This window comes from Streptomyces sp. MK7, from assembly GCF_032658145.1.
In the GTDB taxonomy this organism is placed as follows: domain Bacteria; phylum Actinomycetota; class Actinomycetes; order Streptomycetales; family Streptomycetaceae; genus Streptomyces; species Streptomyces spiralis.
In genome coordinates, this window is record NZ_JAVACL010000017.1 from 64,303 (window position 1) to 80,238 (window position 15,936).

Genomic DNA, 15,936 nt, shown 5'->3' on the forward strand with positions numbered 1-15,936 from the left:
CGCACACGGAAGCCGAGGAGGTCGGAGCATGGCCGAGGGCGACACGACGGCGGTGAACGCGACGGGCGGCGAGCCTGTGCCGCCGTCCGGGAACCTGCTGTCCGGGCCGCAGCCGAACGTGGCGGGGGCGGCCGGATACCCCGACGCCCCGCCACGCGTGGGCTTCTTCACCGACACGTCCGTGTGCATCGGCTGCAAGGCGTGCGAGGTGGCGTGCAAGGAGTGGAACGCCGTACCGGAGGACGGCCTGGAACTGACGGGCATGTCCTACGACAACACGCAGGGGCTGGGCGCGGACACCTGGCGGCACGTGGCGTTCATCGAGCAGCGCCTGCCCGAGGCCGGCGGCGAACCCGGCGGCGGTCACGAGGGCTTCGACGTGTTCGAGGCCGCCCGGAACCTCGGCACCTCCCCCGACGGGGCGATCTCGCCGGTGTCGCCCGACGGCCGGACCGAGTTGCGCTGGCTGATGTCCTCCGACGTGTGCAAGCACTGCACGCACGCGGCCTGCCTCGACGTCTGCCCCACGGGGGCGCTGTTCCGCACCGAGTTCGGCACGGTGGTGGTGCAGAAGGACGTGTGCAACGGCTGCGGGTACTGCGTGCCCGCCTGCCCGTACGGGGTCATCGACCAGCGCAAGGAGGACGGCCGGGTCTGGAAGTGCACGCTGTGCTACGACCGGCTCGGTGTCGGCATGGAACCGGCCTGCGCCAAGTCCTGCCCCACCGATTCCATCCAGTTCGGCCCGCTGGAGGAGCTGCGCGAGCGGGCCGCTGCCCGGGTGGCGCAGCTGCACGCGGCCGGTGTCACCGATGCCCGGCTGTACGGCGAGAGCCCGCACGACGGGGTCGGCGGCGACGGCGCGTTCTTCCTGCTGCTCGACGAGCCCGAGGTGTACGGCCTGCCGCCGGATCCGGTGGTCACCACCCGGGACCTGCCCGCCATGTGGCGGCACGCGGCGATGGCGGCCGTCTCGCTCGCCGCGCTGGGGGCCGCGAGCTTCGCGGGGAGGCGGCGATGAGCGAGTCGGACGTGACCCGCGGGGGCCTGCGAGGGGTGCGGCCCGGCCGGGACGCCGTGCCGGGCGCTCAGGACGCGGGGCGCTCGCGGCGAGCTCGCCGTCGCCGGGGCCGCGGCGAGCAGCCGGTGGTCCCCGAGGCGCGGTTCTCGTCTTACTACGGCCGACCGATCCTCAACAAGCCGACGTGGCAGGCCCTCGACATCGCCGGTTACCTCTTCCTCGGGGGTCTGGCGGGCGCGTCGTCGCTGCTGGCGGCCGGCGGGCAGGCCACCGGACGGCCGGGCCTGGCGCGGGTGGCAAAGCTGGGCGCGGCGGGCGCCATCAGCGGGTCGCTGGGCGCGCTCGTGCACGATCTGGGCCGGCCCGCCCGGTTCCTCAACATGCTCCGCGTGTTCAAGCCCACGTCGCCGATGAGCATCGGATCGTGGCTGCTGGCCGGGTACGCGCCCCTGACGATGGCCGCCGCTGCCGCCGACGTCACGGGCCGTGGACGCGTCGCCGGCGCGGGCGCCACGGCGGCCGCGGCCTGCCTGGGCCCGGCGGTCGCCACCTACACCGCCGTCCTGCTCTCCGACACCGCCGTGCCGTCCTGGCACGAGGGCTACCGCGAGCTGCCGTTCGTCTTCGCGGGGTCCGCGTCGAGTGCGGCGGCCGGGCTGGCGCTGGCCTGCGCGCCGGCCGGGCAGACGGCTCCGGCGCGCCGCATGGCGGTGCTCGGTGCCGGGCTGGAACTGGGCGCCTTCCAGCTGATGAAACGTCGGATGGGTCTGGCCGCCGAGCCGTTCGAGCAGGGCGGACCGTACCGGCTGCTGCGGGCCGCCGAGTTGCTGACGGCGGGCGGCGCCGCGCTGGCCGCGTACACGGGCACAGGCACGGGGCGGCGGCGGGGCCGGGCGTGCGCGGTGACGGCGGGGGTGGCGCTGCTGACGGGTTCGGCCGCGCTGCGGTTCGGGGTGTTCCACGCCGGGGTGGACTCGGCCGAGGATCCCCGGTACACGGTCGTACCGCAGCGTGAGCGGTTGCGCGCCCGTCCCGGCTGACGGCGCGGGCACCCGCCCGGCGGCGTTGGAGATGCCGTGGCGGCCCGGCTGCGAAAGAATCCGCAGCCGGGGCGACGGCCGGGGCGCGGCGCCACCGAGGAGGACACGAGAAGGATCCCGAACTGGACCCGGAGCAGGACCCGAGCGGCATCGGAAGGGCTGACGTGATGGGCGTACGTACCTGGATCGACTCCTGGCCGGTCTACCGGCAGCTGACGGGCACCGACCCCCTGGGGCGCGGTGCCGCGGCCAAGAGCGGGCCGAGTGCGCGGCTGACGCCCAGGGTGGCCTCCGCGGACCGGGTGGTGAAGTCCGTCTGCCCGTACTGCGCCGTGGGCTGCGGCCAGAACGTGTACGTCGAGGAGGGGCGGGTCACGCAGATCGAGGGCGACCCCGACTCCCCCGTTTCCCGTGGTCGGCTGTGCCCCAAGGGCGCGGCCAGCCTCCAGCTGACCACCGGCGGCGCGCGTGAGCACCACGTCCTGTACCGCCGCCCGCACGGCACCGAGTGGGAGCGTCTGGACCTGGACACGGCGATGGACATGATCGCCGACCGGGTGATCGAGGCCCGCCGCGCGGGCTGGCAGTGGGAGGTCGACGGCGTGCGCACCCGGCGCACGCTCGGCATCGCCAGCCTCGGCGGGGCGACGCTGGACAACGAGGAGAACTACCTCATCAAGAAGCTGTTCACCGCCCTGGGCGCGATCCAGATCGAGAACCAGGCGCGTGTTTGACACTCCTCCACCGTTCCCGGTCTGGGAACCTCGTTCGGCCGCGGCGGCGCGACCACCTTCCAGCAGGACCTGCAGAACTCGGACTGCATCGTCATCCAGGGCTCGAACATGGCCGAGTGCCATCCGGTCGGGTTCCAGTGGGTGATGGAGGCCAAGGCCCGCGGGGCGAAGGTGGTCCATGTCGATCCGCGGTTCACCCGGACCAGCGCGCTGGCCGATCTGCACGTGCCGCTGCGCGCGGGTTCGGACATCGCCTTCCTCGGCGGGATCATCAACCACGTGCTGAGCACGGGCGCGTACTTCCGCGACTACGTGGTGGCCTACACCAACGGTCCGGTGGTGCTGCGGGAGGACTTCCGGGACACCGAGGACCTCGACGGCGTGTTCTCCGGCCTGGACGCCGGGCAGCGCACCTACGACAACAGCAGCTGGCAGTACGAGGGCACGGAGGTGCAGGCGGCCTCCGGTCAGCGCGACCAGGAGTACGACAAGCGCACCGGCGGCGGCAGTTCGGTGAGCGCGGCGGGGCGCGGCGAGGCCCACGGGTCGGGCGGCGCCGTCATCGGCGAGGGCGAGATCGAACGCGACGAGACGATGACGCACCCACGGTGTGTGTTCCAGGTGCTCAAGCGGCACTACGCCCGGTACACGCCCGAGATGGTGGAGCGGATCTGCGGGGTGCCGCAGGACGTGTTCCGCCGGGTGTGCGAGCTGGTCACTCAGAACTCCGGGCGCGAGCGGACCACCGCGTTCGCCTACGCGGTCGGCTGGACCCAGCACACCGTGGGGGTGCAGTACATCCGTGCGGCGGCCGTGCTGCAGAGCCTGCTCGGCAACATCGGCCGCCCGGGCGGCGGCATCCTGGCCCTGCGCGGGCACGCCTCCATCCAGGGCTCGACGGACATCCCCACCCTGTTCAACCTGCTGCCCGGGTACATCCCGATGCCGCACGCGCACAAGAACGAGGACCTGGACGCCTTCGTGCAGGCCGAGGCGGCCCACAAGGGCTACTGGGGCAACATGCGCTCGTACCTCGTCAGCCTGCTCAAGGCGTACTGGGGTGACGCGGCGACGGCGGAGAACGACTTCTGCTTCGACTACCTGCCGCGGCTGACCGGCTCCCACTCCACCTACGAGACGGTGCTGGCCCAGTTGGAAGGGGTGTGCAAGGGCTACTTCCTCATGGGCGAGAACCCGGCGGTCGGCTCCGCCAACGCCCGGATGCAGCGGCTCGGCATGGCCAACCTGGACTGGCTCGTCGTGCGCGACTTCTCCCTCATCGAGTCGGCCACCTGGTGGAAGGACGGCCCGGAGATCGACAGCGGGGAGCTGCGCACGGAGGACATCGGCACCGAGGTGTTCTTCCTGCCGGCGGCCGCGCACACCGAGAAGGACGGCAGCTTCACCAACACCCAGCGGCTGCTCCAGTGGCACCACCAGGCCGTCGAACCGCCGGGAGAGGCGCGCAGCGACCTGTGGTTCACCTTCCACCTCGGCCGCATCGTCCGGCAGAAGCTCGCGGGGTCCGCCGACCCCATGGACCGGCCGGTGCTCGACCTGGCCTGGGACTATCCCACGAAGGGCACGCTGGCCGAGCCGGAGGCCGAGGCGGTGCTGGCCGAGATCAACGGCCGTGACGCAAAGGGCGAGCCGCTGGCGTCGTACGAGCAGCTCAGGCCCGACGGCTCCACGGTCTGCGGCTGCTGGATCTACTGCGGTGTCCGCGCCGACGGCGTCAACCAGGCCGCCCGCCGCAAGCCCGGCGGGGAGCAGAACTGGGTGGCGAACGAGTGGGGCTGGGCGTGGCCCGCCAACCGCCGCATCCTGTACAACCGGGCCTCGGCGGACCCGGACGGCAGGCCGTGGAGCGCGCGCAAGGCGCTGGTGTGGTGGGACGAGGCGAAGGGTGAGTGGACGGGCCACGACATCGCCGACTTCAAGAAGGACAAGGCGCCCGGCCACCGGCCGCCGGAGGGCGCGACCGGTCCCGAGGCGCTGTCGGGCACCGACCCGTTCGTGATGCAGGCCGACGGCAAGGCCTGGCTGTACGTGCCCTCCGGGCTCACCGACGGTCCCCTGCCCGCCCACTACGAGCCGCAGGAATCGCCCTTCCCGAACCTGCTGTACGAGCAGCAGCGCAATCCGGTACGGCAGGTGATGCCCTCGCGACCGGACAACCGTTACCAGCCCAGCGGCGGCGAGCCGGGCTCGGAGGTGTTCCCGTACGTGGCCACCACCTACCGGCTCACCGAGCACCACACGGCGGGCGGCATGTCCCGCTGGCTGCCCTATCTGGCGGAGCTCCAGCCGGAGTTCTTCTGCGAGGTGTCGCCGCAGCTCGCCGCGGAGCGCGGCCTGGAGCACACCGGCTGGGCGACGATCGTCAGCGCGCGGGGTGTGATCGAAGCACGGGTGCTGGTCACCGACCGGGTGCCGCCGCTGACCGTGCACGGCCGCACGCTGCACCAGGTGGGGCTGCCCTACCACTGGGGGCCGAGCGGCTACAGCACGGGCGACGCGGCCAACGAGCTGGTGCACCTGTCGCTCGACCCCAACACGCACATCCAGGAGACCAAGGCCTTCGCCGTCGACATCCGTCCCGGGCGACGCCCCCGGGGCCCGGCCGCACGGGAACTGGTGCGCGCCTACCAGGCGCGGGCCGGCATCGACGACCACACGGGCACCGAGCCCTGACCGGGCCGACGCGATGGGCGCTCGGGGCTCGGGGCTCCTCCGGGGCTCATCTCAGGACGACCGAGTGGGGTCCGCGCGGGACGAGTTCGCCGATCACCGGGGCGCCGGGGACCTCGCCCGCGACGAGCAGGCCGCCGGAGGTCTGGGCGTCGGCCAGCAGGAGGCGGGTGTCGGCGTCCGTGTCGCCGAAGTCGGTGAACGGGGCCACCCATGCCAGGTTGCGCCGGGTGCCGCCGCTGACGTAGCCGTCACGCACGGCCTGGCGGGCCCCGTCGAGCCAGGGCACGGCGGCGGTGTCGAGGACCGCGGTCACGCCGGAGGCCCGGGCGAGTTTGTGCAGATGGCCGAGGAGACCGAAGCCCGTCACGTCGGTCGCGCAGGTGGCGCCCCGGGCCAGCGCGGCCTCGGACGCGTCCCGGTTGAGGGCCACCATGGTGGCCACCGCCTGCTCGAACCGTTCCCCGGTGGCCTTGTGACGGTTGTTCAGCACACCCAGGCCGAGCGGTTTGGTCAGCGACAGGGGCAGGCCGGGCCGGCCGGCGTCGTTGCGCAGCAGTCGTGCCGGGTCGGCGAGCCCGGTGACGGCCATGCCGTACTTGGGTTCCGGATCGTCCACGCTGTGCCCGCCGCCGACGTGGCAGCCGGCCTCGGCGGCGATGTCCAGCCCACCGCGCAGCACCTCGCGGGCCAGCTCGAACGGCAGCAGGTCACGCGGCCAGGCCAGCAGGTTCACGGCGAGGACCGGACGGCCGCCCATGGCGTACACGTCGGACAGCGCGTTGGCCGCGGCGATGCGCCCCCAGTCGTACGGGTCGTCGACGACCGGTGTGAAGAAGTCGGCGGTCGACACCACCGCCTGCGCGGCGGTCCCACCGTACGCGGGCAGGGTGACGACGGCCGCGTCGTCGCCGGTGGCCAGTCCCACCAGCAGCGGGGTGCCACCGGGGACGGGTGGCGCGGTCGCCAGGCCGCCGAGCACGTCCTCCAGCTCGCCGGGCGGGATCTTGCAGGCGCAGCCGCCGCCGTGGGCGAACTGCGTGAGCCGTACGGGTGTTTCACGGGTGGCGGTCATGCCGGGTCCTTCCGGTAGCCTGGCGGGCGGTGGAGGCGTGTGGGTGCCTGGTGGCCCTCCCGGTCTTCAAAACCGAGGTGTCCGAGGATCTCGGGCAGGCGGGTTCGATTCCCGTCCGCCTCCGTCGCTCTCCGCCGTCCGGCAGCGTCTGCGCTGGTCGTCGACGCGTTCCGTGAGCCCTCGGGCGTCGAGGAACTCCAGCAGCGGCACGGCGACCCTGCGGGTGGTGCCGAGCGCCGTGCGGGCCTCGCTGAGCGTGAAGGGCTGCGGCAGCCGGCTCAGCACCCCGGCGGCCCTCTCGTCGGCCCCCGGCAGCAGGACGACGGTGTCGGTGATCCGCAGCAGCGCGCCCGCGCGGACGGCGGCGGCCACCGCCTTGCGGGTGAGCCCGAGTTCGGTGAGCCGGTCGGCGTCCGGCGCACGGTAGGGCGCCTTCTCCAGCTCCCGCCGTACGGCGTCGACGGCTGCCCGGACGGGCTCGGGCAGGTCGGGGCGGGCGCCGCCGGGGCCGTACAACCGGCCCTGACGGCACAGCAGTTCGGTGCTGCCCGGGGTGCGGGCGAGGGCGTCGACCAGGGCCCGATCGGGCAGGTCAAGCAGCCGCCGGGCGGCCTCGGCCGGCAGGCCCGGCTCCATGGGGTGCCGCCGCGCGTGGCGCTCGGCCTCGCCGGCGAGGCGCTCGCGCAGCCGGGCCCAGTGCGCCGGGTCGGCCAGCCAGTCGCCGGTGACGGGCTCGCCGGGCGCGGGCACGCCCATCGCCAGCAGGTCCGAGCGGCGTACGAGCCCCCGGCGCCGCAGCTCCGCCGCGCCGTCGGGACGGCCGGTCATCGCCGCCAGCTGCGCCGCCCTCGCCCGCCCGGCGCCCCGCCGGGTCAGACGCGGCGGGCGCACGTCGAGCACGACCACGGCGGAAGGCGGGCGTCCGCCGCCCGGTTCGCGGAGCACCGCCCGGTCCCCGACGCGCAGCGGCAGCCGCCGGCTCAGGGTCAGCCTGGCGGTGTCGTCCCCCAGCGGTCGGACGGTCACGGGGACCGCCGCGGTGCCGATGTGCAGGGTGACCGTGCGGGGCAGTTCGCCCGCGGGCTCGCCGGTGACACGGACGTCGATCAGGTCGGTGCGCAGCCAGCGGTCCGGGGCCAGCAGCACCTGACCGCGCCGCAGCTCGCCGTCCCGGTCGCCGTGCACGTTGACCGCCACGCGCGCCACCCCGCTGACGTCGGTCCGCTCCTGCTTCAGGCACTGCAGGCCGCGCACCCGCAGCACCGCCGAGCCGTCCCCGGTCACCAGCCGGTCGCCGACGCGCAGGGTACCGGCGCCCAGCGTGCCCGTCACGACGGTGCCGTGGCCGCGCACCGTGAAGGCCCGGTCCAGCCAGAGCCGTACGTCGGCGTCGGCGGGCGGTACCGGCAGCGTGCGGGCGAGCCGGGTCAGCTCGGTGCGCAGGCCGTCCAGTCCGGCGCCGGTCACCGCGCTCACCGCGACCGACGGAACGTGTCCCAGCGAGGTCCCGGCCAGCCGCCGCAGCGCCTCGGCGCGCACCGGTTCGGGGTCGGCGAGATCGCTGCGGGTCACGGCGAGGACGGCGTGCCGTACGCCGAGGGCGTCGAGGATCGCCAGGTGCTCCTGCGACTGGGGCTGCCACCCCTGGTCGGCGGCGACCACGAACAGCACGGCGGGCACCGGTCCGACCCCGGCCAGCATGGTGGCCACGAACCTCTCGTGCCCGGGGACGTCCACGAAGGCCAGGTGCTCGCCTTCCTCGTCCGGGCCCGTCCAGACGAAGCCGAGGTCGAGGGTGAGTCCGCGACGTCGTTCCTCCGCGTGGCGGTCGGGTTCCATCCCGGTCAGCGCCCGCACCAGGGCGGACTTGCCGTGGTCGACATGGCCCGCGGTGGCCAGGACCCGCATGGCGCGCCCACCTAGCCTTCCGCCACTGTGGCGGCCGCCTCTTCGGTGGCCGCCTCAGCGGTGGCCGACCGCACGGCCTCGGCCAGCCGGTCGTCGTCCTCCGGCGCCACCGCCCGCAGGTCCAGCAGGCACCGCCCCGCCTCCAGGCGGCCGACCACGGGGACGGCGCCGGCGCGCAGCACGGAGGCATACGGCTCCGGCAGGGAGAGCGCGGCGCTGGGCAGGGTCACACCGGGTGCGCCCCCGCCACCGACCGTGGCGGTGCTGGTGACGGCCCGTACGTCCACACCGGCGGCGCTCAGCGGGGCGGCGAGGTGTTCGGCGCGGCGCATGAGGTCCCGCGGGTCGGCGGTCAGGGCCTCGGCGGTGGGGGTGGCGGGACCCGTGAGGGTCGCCTCCAGCGCGGCCAGGGTGAGCTTGTCCACGCGCAGGGCGCGGGCCAGGGGGTGCCGGGCCAGGGCGCGGACGAGATCCTCGTCGCCGAGGAGCAGTCCGCACTGGGGTCCCCCGAGCAGCTTGTCCCCGCTGGCGGTCACCAGCGACGCGCCCGCCCTCAGCTGGGTCTCGGCGTCGGGCTCGGCGGGCAGCAGCGGATGCGGGGCGAGCAGCCCGGAGCCGATGTCGACGACGACCGGCACGCCCAGTGCCGCCAGTTCGCGGGTGCCGGCGGCGCGGGTGAAGCCGGTGATGCGGAAGTTGGAGGGGTGGACCTTCAGGACGAAGGCGGTGTCCGGGCCGATCGCGTCGGCGTAGTCCTCGACGCCCGTGCGGTTGGTGGTCCCGACCTCGCGCAGCCTGGCTCCGGTGGACACCAGCAGGTCCGGCAGCCGGAAGCCGTCCCCGATCTCCACCATCTCCCCCCGGCTGATGACGATCTCCCGGCCGGTGGCGAGCGCGGTCGCGGCGAGGACGAGGGCGGCGGCGCCGTTGTTGACGACGTGTGCCGCGGCGGCGGCCGGCACCCGGGCGCGCAGCGCGTCCAGGGCGGAGCGGCCCCGGCGGGCCCGGGCACCGGTCGGCAGGTCCAGTTCGACATCGGTGGGGCCGGCGGCGTCCAGCACCGCCCGCCGGGCCGCCGCCGACAGCGGCGCCCGGCCGAGGTTGGTGTGCAGCAGCACTCCGGTGGCGTTGATCACCGGGCGCAGCCCGCAGGCCGTGGACGGCAGCAGCGCCACCGCCGTGTCCGCGACCTCCTCGGGCGGGAGCGTGCCGTGGCGGGCCTGCCGCTGGGCCCGCCGGACGGCGGCCTTCACGGGTTCCGGCCCGAGCCGCGCCACCGCCGCCGCCAGGCGCGGGTCGCGCAGAACGCCGTCGGTGCGCGGGATCCGGCGTCGCGGGTCGGGACCGGGGCCGGTGCTCTCGGTCCCGCTCCGCGCTGTCCCGCCTCGTTCGGCCTCGCTCTGCTGGGACCCGTTCTGCCCCGTCTCGCTCTGCTCCGACTCGTTCCGCCCGGTCTCGTTCTGCCCGGTCTCGCTGTGCTCCGTGACCCGCTGGTCCACGCAGCCCCTCCGTTCCTGGCCCGGCCTGATGACGGTGCGGGTGCCACGCCCATGGTCTCCCGGTCCCGGCGGCCGCCCGCGTGACACGCCGGGCGAGGGTCAGGTGCTGAGGAGACGGTTGAAGAAGGCCCGGTACCGCTGCAGCGCCCTGCGCAGGTCCTCCGTGTCCACCTTCTCCCCCTGGCTCCACTGGCCCTCCAGATCCTGCTTGTGCCGCGCGAAGGTGGCGGCCAGGGTCTGCATGACGTCCGCGACGAGGGTGTCGGCGGTGTGCACCGCCTCGCGCGGGTCGTCCACGAACCTGCTCTGCACCGCGTGCCACCGGTCCCGGAAGCCCTGTTCCTCGTCCGGGGTCAGCAGCCGGGGGGTGGCCTCGTCGGGGGCGGTCGGCTCCGGCTGGGCCGGGGCCGTGCCCGTGGTGGTGCCGGTGTCCTGGCCGGTGTCCGCGGTGGTCGCGGACCGCTCGGGCCGCTCGGCTTGCTCGGGCCGCTCGGCTCGCTCGGGCCGGTCCTCGGTGGGCCGCCGTGTCGTCGCCTCGCCCGTGCTCTCACCGGGATAGACCGGGGTTCCGGTCGGGGAGGGGGTCTCCTGGGCGAGATCCTCGGTGGACAGGCCGCGGCCGAAGCGGCTCGGTTTCTCGTTGCTGTGCATGGTGTTCCGTTCCTCCCTACCGGGCCGGCGGGGCAGGCGGGGCAGGTGGGTTCTCAGGAGGGGGCGGGCTGGGCGCGGCCCCCGTCGGAGATCAGTTCGTCGAAGAGCGCGCGGTAGTGGACCATGGCGCCCCTGAGCTGCTCGGTCGTGGCCTTGCTGCTGGTGCTCAGCGATTCGACCTCGTGGGCGGCGCGGTAGTGCTCGAGCGTGCGGCCGTGCTCCACCGAGAGGTCCGCGGCCTGCTGCTCGAAGCCCTCCGTCGGGTAGCCGCGCTCGTGCATGAGCGCCGTCACCAGCCGGTCGGCGTCATGCACCGCGTCCTCGGGCCGGTCCACGAACTCCTGCTGGACGTTGCTCCACTCGCGTGTGTAGCGGTCCCGTGAGACGGCCGGCAGCGGCTTGATGTCCAGCGCGTCGTGCCGCTTTTCGCGGGCCCTGAGCTCACGCTCGCCGGCCCGCCTGCTCTCGGCGTCCTCGACCGTGCGTTCGTATTCGGGGCCGAAGCGCTCACGGAGGTGACGGCGCCTGGTCAGCAGTGCGGCCGCCACGGCGATCAGGGCGAGCACGACGACGATCGGGATGATGATCGCGAGAAGGGTTCCCGTGGACATGTGACACACCCCCTTGGGCATTGGTCCGTCTGCCCCCCACCGGCCGCATCATGCGCATGGGCGCTGCTTTGCCCCCGGACGTGCCGTGGCCGCCGCACCGGAACACACCGTCACCGGGGTGTCCCTTTCCGTCGCGTATTCCGGCCGGAACAAAGGGTGTTGCCGTGGTGCCCGGGGCACCCTCTCGAGATGCCGACCGGCCGAGGGGCGACTAGCGTCTACCGATGAGAGCCGCAAACGGGGGCACGCCCCGTCCGGCGTGGTCTCCACAGCGGGGGCCATTGCCGCAACGCTCGCCCGTGCGATCCGGCGCGGGTGGGACGTGGCGGCGTCGGGGACCGAGACGTGCTTCTCACATACGGCGGCGACACCTCAGACCGCGCCGCACCTTCTCATCCATCCGGCGGGCGCGGCCATCATCCTCGCGCGGTTCCCTTGCGCGAGACGGTGGAAGGAAAGGTACTACCCATGCGAGCACAGCGCGTTAAGCGTCTCATCGCCGTGTCCGCGGCCGGCATCGTCATGGCAGGCGGCGCCGCGATCGGCGCAGCGGGGACCGCTTCGGCTCACGACTCGGGCTATGACCACTCCGGCTACAGCTGGGGCTCCAACGACGACTGGTGGGGCGGCGGCGACCACGGCGACCACGGCGACCATGGCGACCATGGCGACCACGGAGACTATGGCGACTACGGCGACTACGGCGGCCACCACGGCTACAACGGCGGTGGGGACCACGGCGGCGACCACGGCGACCATGGCGACCACGGCGACTATGGCGACTACGGTGACTACGGCGGCCACCACGGCTACAACGGCGGTGGGGACCACGGTGGCGGCGACCACGGCGGCGACCACGGCGGCGACCACGGCGGCGACCACGGCGGCGACTACGGCGGCTACTGAGCCCTCTGGTCCGAGCACCGGGTCTCCGACCCGCTGACGCCGAGTCTCCGACCCACTCGGTCAACGAAGCCACGGTGTGCGGTCCGGGAGGACCGCACACCGCGGTGTGTTTCCGTCCGCGTGCGGCGGCTCAGCCGCTGGCGTTCTCCACGCGCATCCGCACCTGGTCCTCCAGCCGTCGCAGGCTGCCGTCGAGGGCCTCCAGGGCGGCGCGCTCGCCCGGGTCGTGACTGTCCTCGAAGAACGACAGGTGCACGGTCACCTCGCTGGCGCCGCCACCGATGCCGGAGACCTGGAGCCAGCCCGCGTAGCTGCCCTGCTCGCGAGTCCCCCATTCGATCCGCATCTGCTCGCGCTCGGCGCGTATCAGGGCCGAGGTGTCCTGGTCGCTGTGGTCCTCGTGCACGGTGACGGCGGGCGGCTCCTCGACGCGGACGTGCAGGGCGTCCGGCAGCCAGGCGTCGAGCTGGCCGACGTTGGCGGCCTGGTCGAAGACCTGCTCGGGCTGGGCGGGCATCGTGCGTGAACGCTCGTACTCGGACATCACGGCACCGTTCCTCTGCTGCTCGGGGGTCGTACCAGGAACGCGTGCCCCTTCTGCCGCCGCCGAAAAGGCGACCGCCGAACGGTTCGGGCGTCCGTCAGCCGCACAGCCAGTGCCGCAACAGGCAACGTTCGCCCCGTCGCGACGCCCGGCACTCCCCCACTGCCTTGACGGCGTGGGAGGTGCCCCACTCGCCGCACCGGGCACAAGCCCAGGAACGTCCAGTACGAGGGCTCGCACCCGGCACTCCCCCGCCTTCGGCCGGGGAGACCCCCGGAGCACGCACCGGACGCCACTCCTTGACGGGCGAACGTCGCCTGCCGCGGCACTAGGGCGGTGCGGGCCGCAGCGCCGACAGGACCGCCCAGACGACCGAGACGAACGGGACGGCGACGACGGCCCCGATCACACCGGCGACGATGCTGCCGGCGATGACGGACACGGCGACGACGAGCGGGTGCAGGCGGACCGACCAGCCCATCACCAGGGGATGCAGGACGTGCCCTTCGAGCTGGCCGATGACGACGATGAGCAGCAGCACGGCCAGCGCCGTGATCGGGCCGCGCCCGGCCAGGGCGACCACCGTGGCCACGCCGAGCGCGACCGGCGAGCCCACCAGCGGCACGAACGTCGCGAAGAACTCCAGCAGCGTCAGCGGCAGGGCGAGCGGCACGCGCAGCAGGACCAGGGCGACGCCGACCAGTACGGCGTTGGTGGCGGCCACGATGATGATGCCGCGCGTGTACCCGGCGAAGGCACGCCAGGCGGCGTGCCCGGCCCGGTCCCACACCGGCCGGGCGCCTGCGGGCAGCAGCACGTCGCGCGCCCAGCGCCACAGGCGTTCTCCTGAGTGGATGAAGAACACGGAGGTGAACAGCGCCAGTGCACCCGCGGTGACCAGCTCGACGATCCGGCCCAGGCCGCTGAGCGCGCTGTTGAGCAGGCTCGCCCGGTGCGCGGACAGGTAGGCCAGGAGCTGGTCGTGGAGGGCGGTGAGCCGTCCGGGACTGATCCGGAACGGCGGGCCCTGGAGCCACCGCTCGATCCGGTGGATGCCACCGCTCAGCTCCTTCGCCAGCTGTGTCCACTCCCCCGCGACCGCCTCGCCCACGAAGGCGAGCAGGGCGGACGCCAGCAGCATGCTGCCCACCAGGACCACGGCGACGCACAGCGGCCGCGGCAGCAGACGGTTCAGCAGGTCGGCGAGGGGGCGCAGGACCGAGGTGACGACGAGCGCGATGAAAACGGCCACCGCGACGAGCTGGAAGCGGCCGAGGATCGTGAAGACGCCGTACACGACGATGCCGACGAGGATGAGCCGCCAGGCGTAGGCGGCGGCGACGCGCAGCCAGGGTACGGTGCGCTCGGCCCGGGGGTGCTCGGCGGCCGGGGCCGCCGGGCCGGAGCGGGAGCGCGGCGGCAGCCGCACGGAGTGCGCCGGCCGGCTGCCCGGCACCACCCCGCCCGCCCGGCGCCCGCGGCGCCGCCCGGACGCCGGACCGCCCGCTCGCGTCACCGCGCCTCCCGTTGCCGCCCGACGGTCACGTCCACAGCACGGTACGGGCCGCCCGGACGGGTGTCCGGGCGCAACGCGCCAGGGCGCCGGTCATCGGGGGACACGGCTTCCCGTCCGGCGCAGGTGGGCGCCGGTCACGGCGCGGGATTCTCCAGCAGGCCCGGCCCGTTGTTGCGGACGTCGTTGACGGCCGGGGAAACGGGCCGTGCGTCCAGATGGCCGTCCCCCGGAGGGCCGAGCAGCGCCCGCAGCCCGCCGGGGTCCTGGTGGCCGGGGTCGAGCCAGGCGTCGTAGTGGTCCGGGGTGAGGGCGAGCGGCATGCGCGGGTGCACGCGGCCGGCCGCGTCGGTGGCCTCGGTGGTCAGGACGGTGCAGGTCGTCACCCAGGCGGCGGGGTCGTCGTCCCGCGCCACCTCCGGGTCGCGCCAGTACTCGTAGAGGCCGGCCAGCGCCATCACCCCGCCGTCCTCGGGGCGGATGAAGTACGGCTGTTTGCGGGTCCTGCCGGTGTCCTTCGCCCTGACCTGCTGCCACTCGTAGAAGCCGTCGGCGGGCAGCAGGCAGCGGCGTTTGACGAAGGCACGGCGGAAGGCGGGTTTCTCGTGCACGGTCTCGACCCGCGCGTTGATCAGTCGTGCGCCGATCCGCAGGTCCTTCGCCCAGGACGGAACCAGCCCCCAGCGCAGCGCCCTCAGCTCCCGGCGCACCGAGCCCGCGTCCCGCTCCTCCCGCGGGGTGCGCTCCAGCACGGCCCACACCGGGTCGGTGGGGGCGACGTTCCAGCTCGGCTCCAGCGCCTCCTCCGGACGCCACTCGGTGACCCGGAAGTGCCGGACCAGGTCTTCGGGGCTGCGTGTGGAGACATAGCGACCGCACATATCAAGCCACCTGCGGAATAGAGTGCCCCGTATGAGCGCGAACAGTGACGAGGGCGCGAAGAACCCGGAAGAAGGCGGACAGAGCGAGGACGCCGCCGAGCGCCGGGCGACCGAGAAGTTCATCGGCGACCTGCTGGCGCGGGGCGAGGCGGTGTTCGAGGGAGAGGAGCCGACGCCGAGAACGACGCACGTCGTCAGGCGCGGGGACGACGGCCGGCTCACCGTCCGCCGTCTCCGCTTCTTCCACTGATCCAGCCGAATCCACCGGTACCGCTACCTGCTCAGTCGAAGCACTTCCGCACCAGGGCGAGACCCTCGCCGGCCGAGCTCCGCGTGATCTCGTGCGTCTTGAGCCGGGAGGGGTTGTCGTCGCTCAACGACACGTCGGAGCGGTGCTCCTCGGGCACATGGACACGGCCGCGGCGGAAGAGGTCCTCGAGATACGACGCGGCGACCCGCTCGGGGTCGGCAGGCCGGAGCGTGCCGCCGGCCGGGTCGGAGCCGGCGATGCCGAACCGTCGTTCCTCCGCGGGGGCGGAGAGTGAGAGATTACGGATCGCGGAATCCCCCCAGGGAACCTTTGGCCAGGGGTCCCTCGTGTTCAGTACGAGGCCCTGGCAGCCCGCTGTCAATCCCGACACCGGGGGGTGAGGCTCCACTCCGGCCGGTCGTGGCGGCGGACGAACGGGCGGGCACTGTGGCCCATGGCCAGTGTGTACGTGGCGGCGGACTGAGCGACGGACAAGCGGCCGAACGGGTGACGAAAACCGATCCAGGTATTCGACGGCCCCCCAGCTCCCACGTTCAGCGGCATCTGGATGGCGATGCCATGGATCAACGGTGACGATGAAACCCGAGCCCG

13 protein-coding genes, 1 tRNA gene and 1 pseudogene are annotated in these 15,936 nt (G+C 73.8%); 6 read left to right on the forward strand and 9 right to left on the reverse strand.

The genetic code is table 11. The features are described from left to right. Positions 1 to 28 precede the first annotated feature (28 nt). From R2S09_RS20000 to fdh, 3 genes are all read left to right on the forward strand, one after another. The gene (locus R2S09_RS20000) at positions 29 to 1,021 is read left to right on the forward strand and encodes a 4Fe-4S dicluster domain-containing protein (protein WP_316742415.1); all 993 of its coding nucleotides are present in this window, start codon (positions 29 to 31) and stop codon (positions 1,019 to 1,021) included. Then, positions 1,018 to 2,061 (forward strand): NrfD/PsrC family molybdoenzyme membrane anchor subunit, encoded by a 1,044-nt coding sequence (nrfD, locus tag R2S09_RS20005; protein WP_306189140.1) that lies wholly within the window; start codon positions 1,018 to 1,020, stop codon positions 2,059 to 2,061. Before R2S09_RS20000 ends, nrfD begins: the two co-directional genes overlap by 4 nt. A 167-nt stretch (positions 2,062 to 2,228) precedes the next feature. Further along, the gene (fdh, locus tag R2S09_RS20010; protein WP_316742417.1) at positions 2,229 to 5,489 is read left to right on the forward strand and encodes a formate dehydrogenase; all 3,261 of its coding nucleotides are present in this window, start codon (positions 2,229 to 2,231) and stop codon (positions 5,487 to 5,489) included. A 46-nt stretch (positions 5,490 to 5,535) separates the two neighbouring features. Here fdh and selD read toward each other — a convergent pair whose 3' ends face one another. After that, positions 5,536 to 6,561, reverse strand: a complete 1,026-nt coding sequence (selD, locus tag R2S09_RS20015) for a selenide, water dikinase SelD (protein WP_316742419.1) — start codon at positions 6,559 to 6,561, stop codon at positions 5,536 to 5,538. Between the two features lie 31 nt (positions 6,562 to 6,592). On the opposite strand from selD, the gene R2S09_RS20020 reads away from it, so the two are divergent. Further along, positions 6,593 to 6,685: transfer RNA gene (locus tag R2S09_RS20020), tRNA-Sec, on the forward strand. Between the two features lie 83 nt (positions 6,686 to 6,768). Here the strand turns inward: R2S09_RS20020 and R2S09_RS20025 are convergent. From R2S09_RS20025 to R2S09_RS20040, 4 genes and pseudogenes are all read right to left on the reverse strand, one after another. Next, a pseudogene (locus R2S09_RS20025) lies at positions 6,769 to 8,469 on the reverse strand (GTP-binding protein); the annotation flags it as partial. Between the two features lie 11 nt (positions 8,470 to 8,480). Continuing rightward, positions 8,481 to 9,794 carry an L-seryl-tRNA(Sec) selenium transferase gene (gene selA / locus R2S09_RS20030; RefSeq protein ID WP_316742495.1) on the reverse strand — a complete coding sequence of 438 codons (1,314 nt, stop codon included), beginning with the start codon at positions 9,792 to 9,794 and terminating at the stop codon, positions 8,481 to 8,483. Positions 9,795 to 10,067: 273 nt separating this feature from the next. Beyond that, the gene (locus R2S09_RS20035; protein ID WP_316742421.1) at positions 10,068 to 10,619 is read right to left on the reverse strand and encodes a hypothetical protein; all 552 of its coding nucleotides are present in this window, start codon (positions 10,617 to 10,619) and stop codon (positions 10,068 to 10,070) included. A 53-nt stretch (positions 10,620 to 10,672) separates the two neighbouring features. Further along, complete coding sequence (locus R2S09_RS20040) at positions 10,673 to 11,230, reverse strand: hypothetical protein (protein ID WP_306189136.1); 558 nt, start codon at positions 11,228 to 11,230, stop codon at positions 10,673 to 10,675. 468 nt (positions 11,231 to 11,698) lie between these two features. Here R2S09_RS20040 and R2S09_RS20045 point away from each other — a divergent pair, with 468 nt between their 5' ends. Then, positions 11,699 to 12,136 carry a hypothetical protein gene (locus R2S09_RS20045; protein WP_316742422.1) on the forward strand — a complete coding sequence of 146 codons (438 nt, stop codon included), beginning with the start codon at positions 11,699 to 11,701 and terminating at the stop codon, positions 12,134 to 12,136. Between the two features lie 130 nt (positions 12,137 to 12,266). On the opposite strand, the gene R2S09_RS20050 is transcribed toward R2S09_RS20045, so the two are convergent. From R2S09_RS20050 to R2S09_RS20060, 3 genes are all read right to left on the reverse strand, one after another. Next, complete coding sequence (locus tag R2S09_RS20050; RefSeq protein ID WP_316742423.1) at positions 12,267 to 12,680, reverse strand: SRPBCC family protein; 414 nt, start codon at positions 12,678 to 12,680, stop codon at positions 12,267 to 12,269. A 328-nt stretch (positions 12,681 to 13,008) separates the two neighbouring features. Beyond that, positions 13,009 to 14,196 (reverse strand): AI-2E family transporter, encoded by a 1,188-nt coding sequence (locus tag R2S09_RS20055; RefSeq protein ID WP_306189133.1) that lies wholly within the window; start codon positions 14,194 to 14,196, stop codon positions 13,009 to 13,011. 134 nt (positions 14,197 to 14,330) lie between these two features. After that, positions 14,331 to 15,074 carry an SOS response-associated peptidase gene (locus R2S09_RS20060; RefSeq protein WP_316742425.1) on the reverse strand — a complete coding sequence of 248 codons (744 nt, stop codon included), beginning with the start codon at positions 15,072 to 15,074 and terminating at the stop codon, positions 14,331 to 14,333. Positions 15,075 to 15,105: 31 nt separating this feature from the next. Between R2S09_RS20060 and R2S09_RS20065 the strand changes: the two genes are divergently transcribed. Then, entirely contained in the window at positions 15,106 to 15,324 is a 219-nt protein-coding gene (locus R2S09_RS20065; RefSeq protein ID WP_316742427.1) for a hypothetical protein, read from the forward strand. A gap of 31 nt (positions 15,325 to 15,355) precedes the next feature. Here the strand turns inward: R2S09_RS20065 and R2S09_RS20070 are convergent, their stop codons facing one another. After that, the gene (locus tag R2S09_RS20070) at positions 15,356 to 15,715 is read right to left on the reverse strand and encodes a hypothetical protein (protein WP_306189130.1); all 360 of its coding nucleotides are present in this window, start codon (positions 15,713 to 15,715) and stop codon (positions 15,356 to 15,358) included. Between the last annotated feature and the right edge of the window lie 221 nt (positions 15,716 to 15,936).